The following is a 14,690-nucleotide window of genomic DNA, read 5'->3' on the forward strand; positions in this document are numbered from 1 at the left end:
CGCGGCCAGGATCATGCAGATAGGTGCGGCTTTCATTTTTCGTCCTCCTCCGCTTGCGCAAGCGAGACATGCCAGACCCGTGGCATCATGTCGATGATGGCGCAGAGGCGCTGGACGACCGGCCGCTGTCCATGCTGAATCAGCGTATGATGAATCGCCGTTCGACTGCATCGCTTTCCCGACGCAACTTCCTGGCGCAGGCTGCAGGATTTGCCGCGGCCGGCGCCTTGTCGCGCCCGGCCTTCAGCCAGACCGGGCAACGCGTCCAGTCGATCGACGCCACTTTCCTGTTCATCGCCGATGTCCATGCCTGCCGCATGGCGAGCGGCTTGAGCCCCAACTGCCTGCAGGAAGGCAAGACCGACGCCGCGCTGCTGCGCAACGTGGCGGCGCTGAATGCGCTTGGCGACAAGGACTGGCCAACTGAGATCAATGGCGTCGCCACCGGCCTGCGTTCGGCCGGCAGGATAGGCACGCCGCTCGGCCTTGTCGTCGGCGGCGACATCACCGACGATGGCGGCGGCCAGATCACGCAGCCGAGCGAGGGCACCCAACTGCTCCAGTTCAGCCAACGCTACAGCCAGGGCGTCGGTCCCGATCGCGTGCACATGCCGGTTTATATCGGGCTCGGCAACCATGATCTCGACCAGAACGGCCCGCCGCACCATGTCGACTGGTATCGGCGCGAACTGCGCGACTATGTCGAGGTCAACCATCGCGCCGGCGTGTTCTTCAAGCCGCCGGTGCCGGCCACCGACTATGATGTCGACACCGACTGCTACTCCTGGGACTGGGGCGGCCTGCATCTGATCCAGACGCATCGTTTCGCCGGCGATACCGGCCACGGCGCCGAGAGCAGCCTGCCATGGCTGAAGCAGGATCTGGCGACCTATGCGGCGGACGGCCGTCCGGTCATCCTGTTCCAGCATTATGGCTGGGACACCTTCTCGGTGGAACGTTGGGATGCCGCCAAGCGGCACTTCGATGATGACGGCAGTGGTGCGCCGCATTGGTGGAGCGAGGCCGACCGGCAGGCGTTGCTGGCGGCGCTGAAGGGCTACAATATCGTCGGCATTTTCCATGGCCACCAGCACGAAACGCCGCTGATCTATCGCAGGGACGGGATCGACCTGTTCAAGCCGAAGGCTGCCTATATGGGCGGTTTCGCGCTGGCCAGGGTGACCAGCGACGGCATGGACGTGGTGCTGGGCGAGGCGACCGGCGATCACGGCGAGGTCGCCTTCACCAATGCTTTCAGCAAGGGTTGGAGCACCTGAAAAAGGCGGCCTTCGCGACCGCCTTTCCCTCGATAAAGCGCGTTTGCCGATGTCGGATCAGAGCGCCTTCTTGACCTTGTCCTTGACGTCGCCATAGGCCTTCTGCGCCTTACCGGCGGTCCGGTCTCCCGTGCCTTCGGCCTGGGTCTGCCTGTTGCCGGTTGCCTTGCCCGCGGCTTCCTTGACCGAGCCCTTGACCTGCTTGGCCACGCCCGCAACCTGATCCTTGTTCACCATTTTTTGCGCATCTCCTGGGGTTCTGAATTCGGAGGAATTCATTTGCGGTAGCTAACGAGCCGGCGTCGGTTAGGTTCCAGGCGTCGCCCGGACGGCAGATCAGGTCGCGCGGCCGCCGCCCTGGGGCAAGGCTGGTGGGCTAGGCTGCGAACACGCGTCGACCATGGAATTTGGATGGCCGTGCATGCGGGGAGAAAAATGGCTGAATTCACGCTCTACATCGGCAACAAGTGTTTCTCCTCATGGTCGTTGCGGCCATGGCTGGCGATGAGGCATCTGGAGATCCCGTTCGAGGAAGGTTTCGTGCGGCTGCGCACACCTGAAACCTTTGCCAATCTGGCGAAAGTGTCGCCGACCGGTCAGGTGCCGGTGCTGAATCACAATGGCAAGATCGTCTGGGAAACCCTTGCTATCCTTGAATATCTCGCCGACCTGTTTCCCGAGAAAAAGCTCTGGCCGGCCGATATCGACGCCCGCGCGCTGGCGCGTTCGGCCGCGAGCGAGATGCATTCCGGCTTTCGCGAGGTCCGCTATGGCTGGCCGATGAATTTGCGCCGGCCGAAGGGCCACAAGCCGCTCGACGCCGAGGGCGAGGCGCAACGCGCCCGTATCGAGGCGCTGTGGCGCGAGTGCCGGGAAAAATACGGCAGGGGCGGCCCGTTCCTGTTTGGCCATTTCACCGCGGCCGACGCCATGTATGCGCCTGTCGTCACCCGTTTCGACACCTATGGCGGCACGCTGGCGCCGGATACGCGCGCCTATCTCGACGCCGTGCTGGCAACGCCGGCGATGCGGCACTGGTATGCCGAGGCGGCCAAGGAGAGGTGGCCGGAACCCGGCCCGGACGAATAGCCGGATCCAACGAAAACGCCCCTCGCACCTTTTATCGTGCGGGGGGCGTCTTTGCCATCAACCGTTCTTTCGATTGCTCTCACGAACTGCTGACGACAAGGCATAAATGCGCCTTTGCGCGGATGGTTCCTGGATGCCAGAAAATTTTTTCAACTTGGCGCAAGCGCGCTGTTTGGCGCCCGGTTTGCCGTCATGCCAGCTGGTTTGGCCTGGCGTTTTGGGAGAAATCCGCATCTGTGGCTTTATGCAAATTTGACAGCGCGCCAAAAGAAGCCTACAAGCAAATCGTCGATATTTGTTTGACTGACTTTTGTTATCCGCGCTTTCGAGCGCGCCTTTGACGAACTTCCCACATCAAAAATCGGGACAAACGACGTTGTGCATCCGCATGGCGTCGAACGAATATTTGCCATGGAAAGGGTTCGTCATGAGCACCGGCACAGTTAAATGGTTCAACGCCACCAAAGGTTTTGGTTTTATTCAGCCTGACGACGGCTCGGCCGACGTTTTTGTCCACATCTCGGCCGTAGAGCGCGCCGGCATGCGTGACATCGTCGAGGGCCAGAAGCTCGGCTACGAGATGGTCCGCGACAACAAGTCGGGCAAGATGTCCGCCGACCAGTTGAAGGCGGCCTGAAAAACGAATTCTGCTCTCCCGGTGACCACGGATGTACTGGCACCGGTGAGTGGCGAATTCGGGCGCATGGCCGCGGAGACCTGAGTTTCCACGGCATATCATGTGCATAAGCAGGGCGTTCCCGTGCGGTGCATCCTTTTGGATGTCATCTGGTTGCGCGACGCTCTCATGGAAGGTCAGGCGGTGCCTGGCCTTTTTCATTTTCCGCGCCTTGCCGCCGAAAGTGCGCTGCGCGCCGGCCTGGACGTGCTAAGGGACGCTCCAGCAATTTGAATTCGCCGCGCGTATTGCTTTGTGCGTGATCCTGACCGAAGACCCGGTCTCGCTCCATCGGCACAGGCTCCTGACAGGAGAAAGATTTGACCACCAGTTCAAAGACAACCGTCGATCAGGCCGTGTCCCTGTTCAGCAAGACGCAAACCCAGTCGATGTCGCTCAACCGCATCAATTCCGAGCGCGACGCCGTCAGTGAGGCACGCGAAGCCAAGACCGCGCGTCTGCGCGAATTGCGCCTGGAGAAGGAGGCCGACGAGATGGCCGCCGCCGCCGCGCTAGCCGCTTTGCCGAAGCGGGCCGGACGACGCTGATGGCCACCAAACGCGTACCGCCAACACCGATCGCCGCCGACGCAACCATTGCCGATATGGTCGAAGGCCTCGACAAGCCGGTCGAATTCGTCCGGCGTGTGCTGGAAAAGCTCGAGCGCTGCAAGCGTGCCCACGGTGATGCCCAGGTTCGCGTCGGCGTGCGCGGCCGCGCCGAATGCCCGAACTACCTGATCGAGTATGTCCGCGAAGACGCCAAGACCCATGAGCGGGTGACGTATCAGGACGCCGCCTACAGCGGCAGCACGCATCGCGAGCTGGCAGCCCATCACATCGAGGCGGTGAAAAACTGGTCGCCCGAGGAAATGAACATCACGGCCGTTTCGGCGCTGATCGGCCGCCTGCGCAATCCGCGCGCCCCATCATCGCGCTTCGCCGACGAGGACTGACATGGCCATAAAATTCTCCTCCAAGGATCAGCCGGCAGCCTCGGGTGCTGCGGCAAAACCGGCGAAGCCGGTTGCCGCGCCGAAAGCCGGCGACGCCACCGAGGCCGCGACCGACCTGTTCAAGTCGCCGGCGGATTCGCCGAAGGGCAAGACGGCCAAGAAGAAATAGCGCCTTGCCGCAAGACGCCGATCACAACCCCGCCGCGCCAGGGCTGTCCGCCCTGGTGGCCGCCGCAAGCGTTTTGTCGTCGCAACAGGGCACCTTCGATTGCCAAAGCTGCGGTGCCTGCTGTTCCTATTCGGCCGAGTGGCCGCGCTTTTCCACCGAGGATGACGCACAGCTCGACCGTATCCCGGAAAAATATGTCGCATCCGACCTGTCAGGCATGCGTTGCGAGGGCGTGCGCTGCTCGGCGCTGTCCGGCGAGATCGGCAAGTCGACCGCTTGCGGCATCTACGACGTGCGGCCGGACGTCTGTCGCGCCTGCATGCCCGGCGACGAGGAGTGTCTGATGGCACGCCAGGCGCTCGGATTACCGGTGTAGCCAATCTCCCGTCGCCTCCGCTTGTGCGCCGACCCGCAGCCCGGTACCTTCCTGGCTTGGTAGGGTGGCGGAGGAACCATCGTGAGCATCGAATTTCTGTTGACGTCCCTGATTGTCGTGGCTTCGCCCGGCACCGGCGTTCTCTACACGCTGAGCGCCGGCCTCTCGCGCGGTGCGCGGGCCAGCGTCATCGCCGCCTTCGGCTGCACGCTCGGCATCATCCCGCACATGGCCGCCGCCATCACTGGCCTGGCGGCGCTGCTGCACACCAGTGCGCTCGCCTTCGAGACGCTGAAATATCTCGGCGTCGCCTACCTGCTCTACATGGCCTGGAACACGCTGAAGGAAAAGGGCGGCCTCAGCGTCGAGCAGGATGTGACGCCGCGCTCGGCCGGCAAGGTGATTGCCACCGGTATCCTCGTCAACGTGCTCAATCCGAAACTGTCGATCTTCTTCTTCGCCTTCCTGCCGCAGTTCGTCAGCACCACCGAGCCCAATGCGCTGTCGAAAATGCTGGAACTGAGTTCCGTCTTCATGCTTTTGACATTCGTGGTTTTCGTCGGCTACGGCATCTTCGCAGCCTCGATCCGCAGCCATGTCGTCTCGCGGCCAATGGTGTTGACCTGGATGCGCCGGACCTTCGCCGGCGCCTTCGTCATGCTCGGCGCAAAGCTGGCGCTGGCCGATCGGTAGCGGGGAGCGGTTCAGTCTCGCTGATCCGCTCTCCTTTGTTGCGCTATTCCGGGCGAAAAGCGGTTATGCGCTTTCGGGGCATTGCTCGGGGCGCGCTACCCCTTCACATAGCCCATCGCTTCGACGATCCGCCCATCGGCCACACGCATGAGGTTGACGCCGCGCAGCGAATTGCCGTCGGTCATGAAATAGCGCCAGCGGATCGTTGCCCGGTCACCGGCAACGAAGGTTTCCTCGATATCGAAGCGCGTGCCGGCCTGGGTCGCGATCGCCGTCCAAAGCCCGACGCACGCTTCCTTGCCGGCATGGCGAGCGCCGTCCGGCGCCGGCACGGTGTTCTCGATCACGCAATCCTCGGCCACCAGCTCGGCGAGTGCCGAAGGATCATGGCGTTGGAATACGTCGTTGTAGCGCCGCATGATCTCGGCGGTCTTCTGGGACAGATCGTACGCGTTTGCGTCCATGACAATCTCCTGTGTCATCTTCTTTCTCCTGGCTTCATTGACCTTTGGTGGCTTCGACGAGCGTTGCCTTGAGGGTGATCTGAGACACGCCGCCAAGGGCCCGCGAGACGAGGCAGCCCGCCTTGGCGGACTGTGTAAGGCGCTCGAATTCATCTTCGGCAAGTCCCGCGACCTCTGCCTCGGTTTCGAGTTCGATGCGGGTGATCGTCGGACCGGCAGCGGTTGCGCCAAGATGCACCTTGGCGACGGTGCTGATGCTTGTCGGGACATAATTGGCGTTGCCCAGTATGGCGCTCAGCGCCATCGAGAAGCAGCCTGCATGCGCCGCGGCGATCAGTTCTTCCGGGTTGGTGCCCGGCCCGTTCTCGAAACGCGACGGGAAGGAATAGGCGCCTTCGAAGACGCCGCTGCCGAGCCGCAACCGGCCCGAACCTTCCTTCAACGTCCCTTGCCATTTGGCCGAGGCTTCACGAATTGTCATGGTCGTTCTCCCTTGGGTTTGAGGACTCGATGGGTCAGGCGCCGTCGATGATCACCTTCCCGAAGACGTCGCCCTGCTGGAAATAGCGATAGGCATCGCCGGCCTCGGTAAAGGCGAAGACCTTGTCGATGACGGGCCGCAGGCGGTGCTGCGAGACGGCGCGCAGCATGGCTTCGAGATTGGTCCGGCTGCCGACGAACAGGCGGCTGATGGTGGCGAGGCTGCGCTGGTAGAGTGCCGCCGGCAGCTGGATCGATCCGCCTTTCGCATCCTGCAGCGTCAAGAGCACGATGTGCCCGTAAAGCGTGCTGGCGATCAGCGACTGCGTGAAGGTCGCCGGGCCACCGGTCTCGACGACGAGATCGATGCCGCCGGTCTGGTCGCGGACGGCCGCGCCCCATTGCGGCATATCCGATGTCGAAATCACCAGGTCGGCGCCCAGCGCCCGCAGCCTGTCGGCTTTCTCGCCGCGCGAGGTGACGGCGGCGACATGGCAGCCGAGCAGCTTGCCGAACTGCAATGCAAAGAGGGAGACGCCGCCCGAGCCGATGACCAGAACCCATTGGCCGGGCTTCGGAATTCCGGCGCCCGTCACCGCATTCCAGGCGGTCAGGCCGGCGCAGGTCAGCGTTGCGGCCTCTTGCCAGTCGAGATGATCGGGCAGCCGCACCGCCCATTGTTCGTCGAGAACCGCATATTCCGCCAGCATGCCGTCCAGCGTGCAGCCGAGCTGGTCGACGAGCCCGGCATGGATGCGGCCGTCGATCCAGCGCGCGAAATAGCTGCCGGTGACACGGTCGCCGACGGCAAAGCGGGTGACGGCAGCGCCGACGGCTACAATCTCACCAGCCCCGTCGCTCAGCGGCACGACGCCCTGGCGCGGCGTCAGCGGATAGGCGCCGTTGAGGATCATCGTGTCGCGCCGGTTGAGCGAGGTGGCGCGAATGCGCACCACGATCTCGTGCGCTCCCGGCTCCGGTCGCGCCTCGTCCCGCAGCACCAGGCTTTCGATTCCGCCGGTCCCTTCAAGGCGATAGCTGCGCATTTCGAACCTCAAATATATAGACTGATCTACATATTATGTAGACCGATTGTCATATTTTGCGCAAGGCCTATAATGATCTCTCCTGACAGAGGTTGACATGGCCAACGACACCCGCACCCGCATACTCGAGACGACTGGGCTGCTGCTCAGGCAGCGCGGCTATCACGGCACCTCGCTCAACGACATATTGAGCGCCAGCGGCGCACCGCGGGGCTCGCTGTATTTTCATTTTCCCGGCGGCAAGGACCAATTGGTCATCGAGGTGACGCGCGCCAGCGTTGCCGACGTGACGGAGAGGCTGGGCGAAGCGCTGGCCGCCGAAAAGGATCCGGCGGTAGCCGTCCATCATATCTACCAGTCGGTGGGGCGCATGCTGGAAGACAACCAGTTTTCACTCGGCTGTCCGATCGCGCCTGTCGTGCTGGACTCGCCCACCGACGTGCCGGAACTGGCGGAGTTGTGCCGCTCGGCCTTCGAACAGTGGATAGGCCTGCTGCGGGACGCCTTCGTCAGGGCAGGGGTGCCCGCGCGCCGCGCGCATGCATTGGCACTGCTGGTCGAATCGTCACTGGAAGGGCTGATGGTGATCGCCCGCGCCACAAGCGACCGCGCCCCGGTACAGGCCGTGGCCGATGAGGTGGCGGCGTTGATCGAAGCCGCGGTGCTTGATGGAGCAGGCCGCAATCGCGACGCGGCGATTTCCGCGGTCGGGATATCCTCACCGGGGACCTAACGTTGCGACCGCGCCTGATGTGGTCAACGCGGCAAAGACCCAGCGTATTCCAGCCATGCAGCCGAAGGCAGTGGGCTTTTTGCGCAGCTAATCCACAATGTCTTTGCGAGCAGCTGAAGCAAGGAAGGCCGAGCGTGTCTGTCCACGTTCACGCGCCGTCGCATCGATAGCTTCGAGCAGGCCCAGATCGGAAGATACGTTGATCCGCGTCGTTGATCCGCGATCACGGATCAACGGAATGACAGTCGTCATGGCGCCGTCGCGATCCTCCGCCAGTTCGGGATCGCTCATGATGGCATCGAAGTCGCGCGGCGGCGGAACTGGATCGCCATCCCCTTCCAGCATCCGGACATGGCCCGACAGCGCCTCTACGCCGTTGCGTACGGCTTCGTCGATCGTAACTCCGGCCGAGATGCAGCCAGGCATGTCGGGGAAGCTCACACCGTAGATGCTGTCCGGGTCTTTGTGGATGAAGGCAATGTAACGCAAGCTTCTCACTTTTGGTTCAGGAGGCCCGCCTGCTTCAACAAAGCGGACGGTTCCTGTCGGTATATCCCTTACGCGGATGTGGAATTGTAACGCGACCTGTAGACGACAGCCAACACCCGTTCTGACGCGTCCTAAAAGAACGAAAAAGGGCGGCATCGCTGCCGCCCTTTCCGTAAGCTTAGCCAGGTTGGCTGGATTAGAAATCCATGCCGCCCATGCCGCCCATGCCGCCGCCGCCCATGCCGCCAGGCATGCCGCCGCCAGCCGACTCCTTCTTCGGAGCCTCCGCGATCATGGCTTCGGTGGTGACCAGCAGGCCGGCGACCGAGGCCGCGTCCTGGAGAGCCGTACGGACAACCTTGACCGGATCGACGATACCCATGGCGATCATGTCGCCATACTCGCCGGTCTGGGCGTTGTAGCCGAAGGTCGCGCCCTTGTTCTCAAGGATCTTGCCGGCAACGATCGATGCTTCCGCACCGGCGTTGGCCGCGATCTGGCGGGCCGGAGCCTGCAGCGCACGACGCACGATGTTGATGCCGGCGGCCTGGTCGGCATTGACGCCGGTGGCCTTGATGTTGGCCGAAGCGCGCAGCAGCGCGACGCCACCACCAGCAACGATGCCTTCTTCGACGGCCGCGCGGGTCGCGTTGAGGGCGTCATCGACGCGGTCCTTCTTTTCCTTGACTTCGACTTCCGTCGCACCGCCGACGCGGATCACCGCAACGCCGCCGGCGAGCTTCGCCAGACGTTCCTGCAGCTTCTCCTTGTCGTAGTCCGAAGTGGTCTCTTCGATCTGCTGCTTGATCTGGGCAACGCGGCCCTGGATCTCGGCCTTCTTGCCGGCGCCGTCGACGATGGTGGTGTTCTCCTTGGAGATCGACACCTTCTTGGCGCGGCCGAGCATGTTGAGGCCGACGTTCTCGAGCTTGATGCCGAGGTCTTCCGAGATGACCTGGCCACCGGTGAGGATGGCGATGTCTTCCAGCATGGCCTTGCGGCGATCACCGAAGCCCGGCGCCTTGACGGCGGCGATCTTCAGGCCGCCACGCAGCTTGTTGACGACCAGCGTGGCCAGAGCCTCGCCTTCGACGTCTTCCGAGATGATGAGCAGCGGCTTCGAGGTCTGCACGACGGCTTCGAGAACCGGCAGCATGGCCTGGAGGTTGGACAGCTTCTTCTCGTGCAGGAGGATGTAGACGTCCTCGAGCTCGGCAACCATCTTGTCGGCGTTGGTGACGAAGTAGGGCGAGAGATAGCCGCGGTCGAACTGCATGCCTTCGACGACTTCGAGTTCGGTCTCGGCGGTCTTGGCTTCTTCAACCGTGATGACGCCTTCGTTGCCGACCTTCTGCATCGCTTCCGCGATCATCTTGCCGACCGAAGCATCGCCGTTGCCGGCGATGGTGCCGACCTGGGCAACCTCTTCGGAGGTCTTGATCTTCTTGGCGTTCTTGATCAGGGTCGCAACGACGTCGGTTACCGCGAGGTCGATGCCGCGCTTCAGGTCCATCGGGTTCATGCCGGCGGCAACGGCCTTGTGGCCTTCCTGGACGATCGACTGCGCCAGAACGGTCGCGGTCGTGGTGCCGTCGCCAGCGATGTCGTTGGTCTTCGAAGCAACTTCGCGGACCATCTGCGCGCCCATGTTTTCGAACTTGTCCTCAAGCTCGATTTCCTTGGCGACGGTGACGCCGTCCTTGGTGATGCGCGGGGCGCCGAACGACTTGTCGATGACCACGTTGCGGCCCTTGGGGCCGAGCGTGACCTTCACCGCGTCAGCGAGGATGTTGACACCGCGCAGCATGCGCTCGCGGGCATCGCGGGAGAATTTTACGTCTTTGGCAGCCATTTTTAGCTCCTGGCAGGGGCTTCAATCGAGCCCGGGAATTCAGTTGACGAAAGGGCCTGATATGAGCCGATGATGCCCATGATGTCGGATTCCTTCATGATCAGAAGGTCTTCGCCATTGAGCTTGACTTCCGTGCCCGACCACTTGCTGAACAGGATGCGGTCGCCGGCCTTGACGTCCAGCGGGACCAGCTTGCCAGCTTCGTCACGAGCGCCGAAGCCGACAGCGATGATCTCGCCTTCCTGCGGCTTTTCCTTTGCCGTGTCGGGGATGATGATCCCGCCAGCGGTCTTGGATTCGGATTCGACCCGGCGAACGACCACGCGGTCATGCAGCGGGCGGAACTTCGACTTTGCCATTTTCGGATTTTTCCCTGGTGCGCTGTTGAGGGGTTTTTGTTAGCACTCGCGATGGACGAGTGCTAACGCGATAGTGAGGTAGGCTGTAAGCGGGCACTCGTCAAGACGGACGAGGGCAGGCGAGGAGCTCTGGCCCCCTCCCCGGTGGAACCCAACGCATACGCGGCATCCGCGTTGATGGCTGCGAGCCCCACATTTCCATTGAATTCGGCGTCATGACGCCAACTTGCTCGCGCCGCTTCCAAGTCGTCAGTCGTGCTGCCGTCAGCACGAACATAGGGCTGCGCTTCACTTCCCGTCGAAGCCGCGGCAAGCAGCGTCGCCGTCAGCACGCTCCTTTGCAGATGCTTGCCAAAGGTGGACAGTGAGCGCACCTGCGCCGGGCTGTTGGTGCGAACGTAAGACGTCATTGACAACTCCTTTTTGCAAGTCGAGCCCCTTCTCCACCTTCGGCCGCCGTCGACGCGAAGAAGTCCGCATCGCGTTGAAGACGAGCTGCGAAAAAGAGAAAGATGTGTTTGATGGCTGCGGCCCCAACGGTGCCTTCAGATTTGAGATCACTTCCGCCGCGAGCGGCTGAAGCTCCTCGCAACGTCAAATCGAATCTGCTGCCAAGCCTCCAGGAAAGGAGAGCATTGCTCATCTCGCGCTTGTGCATGCAGTCAACCTTCGATCCGTGTTGCCACATCAAGAGCAAATGCCGTGCCAAAGCTCACTGGGAAGTGAACGCATGGCTCTCCCTGAAAACCTCACAAATCCAGCATGGTCAATTGTGCGGAACCCGACATGCGTCTTCTGCCACTGTCAGCTTTCGGACAGGCATGACGCGTTTCGCGCCGACCACCGGTCGATCGGTTTTGGGGCCGGTCTGTTCGCCTCATAAGAGCGCGTTACATTGCGTAGCGGTTTCCCGAGCGCCGCCACATGACACTGGACCTGCAGGTAGCACCGGCTTCTCATCCAGCCTTACTTTGGCCCCCTCGCGTATCAAATTCCCGCTGGCGAGCCCTGCTTTCATAGATCGCACCATGCCGGATGTCTGCTCTGGCGCCCGACCCGCTGGCACGATCTCGATCCGGCATAAGGGCGCAGCATCTTTGCAGGCCGTTTCATCCCGGCGTCCTGCTTGGCTGACAGACCGCACTTGGCGAGCGGTCTCCATGCTCTCTCCAAGGACCATCCCTGCGGCTGGCTTGTCGACCTATGGGCGGGTCCGGCCGCCCGAAACCCTCGCGCCATCAGCTTTTTTCCCCGCCGCCTGCGGCGGCTTCCTCGCGCCGCTTCGCTCACAAAAAAGCTGCCCGCTCGGGTCCTTCACTGTCGCTGCGGCCCTGTCGGATTCAGGCGGTCCTGACGCGCCCATTACGGTGCGCCATCGCAGGGGATGGTCCCCGGCGAAACCACAAAAGGAGACTTCGAAATGACCGCGATCGGTTACGTCAACAAGCAGGAAAACGGCGCCTACAAGGGCCAGTTCAAGACGCTCAGCGTCCGCGCCGACATCGATATCGTCCCCAACCAGGCCAAGAGCGCCGATAACCATCCCGACTTCCGGGTGCTTACGCAAGGGGTCGAAGTCGGCGCTGGCTGGATCCGCACCGGCGAGACTTCCGGCAAGGATTATGTGAGCCTGTCGATTGCAGCGCCGGAGTTCGGACCGCGCAAGCTCTACGCCAATCTCGGCCGAGCCGCCGGCCAGGACGATCACGACACCTACGCCATCATCTGGAACCCGGCCGACTGACCGGCCGAGATAAGAGCCTCGCGCCGCAGCCCCGGCGCGGGGCTCATTCCCAGGAGTTCCACCCAAACCCCGTCCGCCCTAAAGGGCGGCGAAAACTCTCCCCCGACTCTTCGCCCGTCCCCGAGACGATCTCCCTCGCCCATCCTCGCCCTCGCTTGTCCGAAGCGAAACGAGGATCATCATGGACGACGAAAACGAACGCGCGGCCCGCGCGAAAAAGGGCAGCCCGTTTCTCAGCACAGCCCAAGCCGCCTTCTATATCGGGCTCTCCCAGCGCACGCTCGAAAAGATGCGGCTCAAGGGCGGCGGCCCGAAATTCCGCAAGCACGGCCGCTATGTCCGCTATCACATCGACGAACTCGACCATTGGTCGAAAGGACACCCGCAGCACTCCATCGCCGGCGATGGCAAGGCCGGTTCCGGCCAGGGCGGCACGGGAGGCCGTTCATGAGGCGGCGCCCTTCCATCCATCTGATCGGCAGCCGCCTGAGGCGTGTTCGAGCCCGTAAGACGGTCGCCTTGGCCGCGGCCGGTCTCGGTCTTTTGGGCTTCACGGCGCTGGGAAAGCCCGCCCCTTGGCTGGTCTGGAACGCCTCGGCCAGCGCGCCGATCGGCCTTTACCGCATCGCTGCGGGAGCGCTGGCGCGTGGCGATCTCGTGCTCGTGCGCCCGCCTGAATACGCGGCGTATCTCGCCGCCGAGCGCAGCTATCTGCCTCGCAATGTGCCGCTGGCAAAACGTCTTGCAGCGCTGCCGGACGATAATGTCTGCGCCTTCAATGACGCCATCATCATCGGCGGCGACATCGTCGCGCGCCGGCTCAAAATCGACGCCGAAGGCCGACCTTTGCCATGGTGGAACGGCTGCCGAGCGCTCGGGGATAACGAGGTTTTCCTGCTCGGCAGCGACAAAAACCGCTCCTTCGACAGCCGCTATTTCGGGCCTGTTCCCACTCAAAATGTCATCGGGAGGCTCGTACCACTATGGACCGAGTGACCCTCCTCTTGTTGGGCATGATCGCCATTGCGCCATGCGCCTGTTCCGCCTCGACCGGCGCTGAGCCGGTCGCCATCTCCCAAAGTCCGCAGCTGCGAAAGTGGCAGACGTTGGTATCGGAAGCAAGCCGGCGCTTCCATATTCCCCAAGCCTGGATCTATGCCGTCATGGCTGCCGAAAGCGGCGGCAAGACAATGCGCGGCGGCCGCCCCATCACCTCCCCCGCTGGCGCCATGGGCCTCATGCAGGTGATGCCCGGCACCTATGAAGAGATGCGGGTCGAACACGGCCTTGGGCCTAACCCCCACGATCCGCGCGACAATATCCTGGCCGGCACGGCCTATCTCAGTGCCATGTATGACCGCTTCGGATTTCCTGGCCTGTTTGGCGCCTACAATGCCGGTCCCGAGCGCTACGACGAGCATTTGAAGCGTGGCAAACCGCTGCCAGAAGAGACCGTCGAGTACCTCGACCAACTCAAGGCGGCCGGAGTTTCGGCGGCCGACATCGAGGCGTTCGAAAGCCAATCTGTCGCTCCAAAGGCGCAAATCGCTCCTCTCGGACGGTCGCTGTTCTTCATTCATGACGGTGTTCACTCAGGCGTGCGAAACGGCGATCTCTTCGTGCCGCTCGGCAAGGACGGCGCGCAGCCGAAGGAGCCGGTGCGTTAGCCATGGCGGACGGGGGCGCGTCTGGCGGGGCTGGGCGCGGAAGGCAAGATAAAGGTACCGCCTCCAGGAGGCGGTTAAATCTTTGTCTGCACATCGTTTTTCCGGGAGGCTGCCGCCGGTGCCAAGAGGGTTTGACGTGTAAGTGTCTGATTTTGCTTGATATGTCTGGGAGGCTCGCATTAAGGATGACGAGTTCAGGCCGAAGCTCGGCAAAATCGGGTCGCGCGGCTCGAAGGCCGGCAAACGCTATGCCGGCCAGGTTCGTGCGGCGATCAACCGGGCTGGCGGCCGGCCGCAACGCGGTGGTCGCTTCACAGGAAGCCGGACAGGGCGCGGCGGGGCGGCCGCCGCACTGCTGAAATCGCGCGACCGGTATGCCGCCTTCCGCCAGCGCCGGGTGATCGTCAAGGCGCGGGTCGTCAAGCTCGCCGGCAAGGGCGCGGACGGGGCGCGTGCCCATCTACGCTATCTTCAGCGCGACGGGGTCACCCGCGAAGGTGAACCTGGCGAGCTCTACGGCGCCGACAGCGGCCGCGTCGACGGCAAGGCGTTCATCGATCGCGCGGACGGCGACCGCCATCAGTTCCGCTTCATCGTCGCTGCCGAAGACGGCATCGAGTC

General features: G+C 62.9%; 19 protein-coding genes and 2 pseudogenes. 14 read left to right on the forward strand and 7 right to left on the reverse strand.

Features of this window, described 5'->3' with window-relative positions; translation table 11 throughout:
• Positions 1-146 precede the first annotated feature (146 nt).
• Entirely contained in the window at positions 147-1,277 is a 1,131-nt protein-coding gene (locus EN884_RS05565) for a metallophosphoesterase (RefSeq protein WP_063170195.1), read from the forward strand.
• A gap of 57 nt (positions 1,278-1,334) precedes the next feature.
• On the opposite strand, the gene EN884_RS05570 is transcribed toward EN884_RS05565, so the two are convergent.
• On the reverse strand, positions 1,335-1,514 hold the full coding sequence (locus EN884_RS05570) for a CsbD family protein (RefSeq protein WP_013532401.1): 180 nt from the start codon (positions 1,512-1,514) through the stop codon (positions 1,335-1,337).
• Positions 1,515-1,712: 198 nt separating this feature from the next.
• On the opposite strand from EN884_RS05570, the gene EN884_RS05575 reads away from it, so the two are divergent.
• The 7 genes from EN884_RS05575 (at position 1,713) to EN884_RS05605 (ending at position 5,235) form a co-directional block, all read left to right on the forward strand.
• Positions 1,713-2,366 (forward strand): glutathione S-transferase family protein, encoded by a 654-nt coding sequence (locus EN884_RS05575; RefSeq protein WP_063167709.1) that lies wholly within the window; start codon positions 1,713-1,715, stop codon positions 2,364-2,366.
• Positions 2,367-2,793: 427 nt separating this feature from the next.
• The gene (locus EN884_RS05580) at positions 2,794-3,003 is read left to right on the forward strand and encodes a cold-shock protein (protein ID WP_010915421.1); all 210 of its coding nucleotides are present in this window, start codon (positions 2,794-2,796) and stop codon (positions 3,001-3,003) included.
• A gap of 359 nt (positions 3,004-3,362) precedes the next feature.
• Positions 3,363-3,590 carry a hypothetical protein gene (locus EN884_RS05585; RefSeq protein ID WP_013532399.1) on the forward strand — a complete coding sequence of 76 codons (228 nt, stop codon included), beginning with the start codon at positions 3,363-3,365 and terminating at the stop codon, positions 3,588-3,590.
• The gene (locus EN884_RS05590; RefSeq protein ID WP_013532398.1) at positions 3,590-3,997 is read left to right on the forward strand and encodes a hypothetical protein; all 408 of its coding nucleotides are present in this window, start codon (positions 3,590-3,592) and stop codon (positions 3,995-3,997) included. Before EN884_RS05585 ends, EN884_RS05590 begins: the two co-directional genes overlap by 1 nt.
• A gap of 1 nt (position 3,998) precedes the next feature.
• Positions 3,999-4,166 carry a hypothetical protein gene (locus tag EN884_RS05595; RefSeq protein WP_013532397.1) on the forward strand — a complete coding sequence of 56 codons (168 nt, stop codon included), beginning with the start codon at positions 3,999-4,001 and terminating at the stop codon, positions 4,164-4,166.
• 55 nt (positions 4,167-4,221) lie between these two features.
• Positions 4,222-4,542 (forward strand): YkgJ family cysteine cluster protein, encoded by a 321-nt coding sequence (locus tag EN884_RS05600; protein ID WP_032809400.1) that lies wholly within the window; start codon positions 4,222-4,224, stop codon positions 4,540-4,542.
• Between the two features lie 81 nt (positions 4,543-4,623).
• Entirely contained in the window at positions 4,624-5,235 is a 612-nt protein-coding gene (locus tag EN884_RS05605) for a LysE family translocator (protein WP_013532395.1), read from the forward strand.
• A 95-nt stretch (positions 5,236-5,330) separates the two neighbouring features.
• Here EN884_RS05605 and EN884_RS05610 read toward each other — a convergent pair whose 3' ends face one another.
• The 3 genes from EN884_RS05610 to EN884_RS05620 are packed head-to-tail and all read right to left on the reverse strand — an operon-like array spanning position 5,331 to position 7,225.
• Positions 5,331-5,717, reverse strand: coding sequence for a nuclear transport factor 2 family protein (locus EN884_RS05610; RefSeq protein ID WP_013532394.1), 387 nt, complete (start codon positions 5,715-5,717; stop codon positions 5,331-5,333).
• 16 nt (positions 5,718-5,733) lie between these two features.
• Positions 5,734-6,180: an OsmC family protein gene (locus tag EN884_RS05615; protein WP_013532393.1), complete on the reverse strand. Its 447-nt coding sequence runs from the start codon at positions 6,178-6,180 to the stop codon at positions 5,734-5,736.
• Positions 6,181-6,214: 34 nt separating this feature from the next.
• Positions 6,215-7,225 (reverse strand): NAD(P)-dependent alcohol dehydrogenase, encoded by a 1,011-nt coding sequence (locus EN884_RS05620; RefSeq protein ID WP_063167710.1) that lies wholly within the window; start codon positions 7,223-7,225, stop codon positions 6,215-6,217.
• 97 nt (positions 7,226-7,322) lie between these two features.
• On the opposite strand from EN884_RS05620, the gene EN884_RS05625 reads away from it, so the two are divergent.
• The gene (locus EN884_RS05625; protein ID WP_013532391.1) at positions 7,323-7,958 is read left to right on the forward strand and encodes a TetR/AcrR family transcriptional regulator; all 636 of its coding nucleotides are present in this window, start codon (positions 7,323-7,325) and stop codon (positions 7,956-7,958) included.
• Positions 7,959-8,045: 87 nt separating this feature from the next.
• On the opposite strand, the gene EN884_RS05630 is transcribed toward EN884_RS05625, so the two are convergent.
• The 3 genes and pseudogenes from EN884_RS05630 to groES all read right to left on the reverse strand — a co-directional run.
• Positions 8,046-8,447: a type II toxin-antitoxin system HicB family antitoxin gene (locus EN884_RS05630; protein WP_063167711.1), complete on the reverse strand. Its 402-nt coding sequence runs from the start codon at positions 8,445-8,447 to the stop codon at positions 8,046-8,048.
• Positions 8,448-8,643: 196 nt separating this feature from the next.
• Positions 8,644-10,299: a chaperonin GroEL gene (gene groL, locus EN884_RS05635; RefSeq protein WP_126057772.1), complete on the reverse strand. Its 1,656-nt coding sequence runs from the start codon at positions 10,297-10,299 to the stop codon at positions 8,644-8,646.
• A 65-nt stretch (positions 10,300-10,364) separates the two neighbouring features.
• Positions 10,365-10,658, reverse strand: a pseudogene (gene groES, locus EN884_RS05640) (co-chaperone GroES); the annotation flags it as partial.
• Positions 10,659-12,078: 1,420 nt separating this feature from the next.
• Here groES and EN884_RS05645 point away from each other — a divergent pair.
• The 5 genes and pseudogenes from EN884_RS05645 to EN884_RS05665 all read left to right on the forward strand — a co-directional run.
• Positions 12,079-12,402, forward strand: coding sequence for a DUF736 domain-containing protein (locus EN884_RS05645; RefSeq protein WP_024505644.1), 324 nt, complete (start codon positions 12,079-12,081; stop codon positions 12,400-12,402).
• Positions 12,403-12,583: 181 nt separating this feature from the next.
• Positions 12,584-12,853, forward strand: a complete 270-nt coding sequence (locus EN884_RS05650) for a helix-turn-helix domain-containing protein (RefSeq protein WP_024505645.1) — start codon at positions 12,584-12,586, stop codon at positions 12,851-12,853.
• Positions 12,850-13,398: a S26 family signal peptidase gene (locus EN884_RS05655; protein ID WP_024505646.1), complete on the forward strand. Its 549-nt coding sequence runs from the start codon at positions 12,850-12,852 to the stop codon at positions 13,396-13,398. The genes EN884_RS05650 and EN884_RS05655 overlap by 4 nt, the downstream gene beginning before the upstream one ends.
• Positions 13,386-14,069, forward strand: coding sequence for a lytic transglycosylase domain-containing protein (locus tag EN884_RS05660; RefSeq protein WP_024505647.1), 684 nt, complete (start codon positions 13,386-13,388; stop codon positions 14,067-14,069). The genes EN884_RS05655 and EN884_RS05660 overlap by 13 nt, the downstream gene beginning before the upstream one ends.
• 178 nt (positions 14,070-14,247) lie before the next feature.
• Positions 14,248-14,690: pseudogene (locus EN884_RS05665) on the forward strand (conjugal transfer protein TraI); the annotation flags it as partial.

Source organism: Mesorhizobium sp. M7A.F.Ca.AU.001.01.1.1 (assembly GCF_004022735.1).
GTDB classification, from domain to species: Bacteria; Pseudomonadota; Alphaproteobacteria; order Rhizobiales; family Rhizobiaceae; genus Mesorhizobium; species Mesorhizobium ciceri.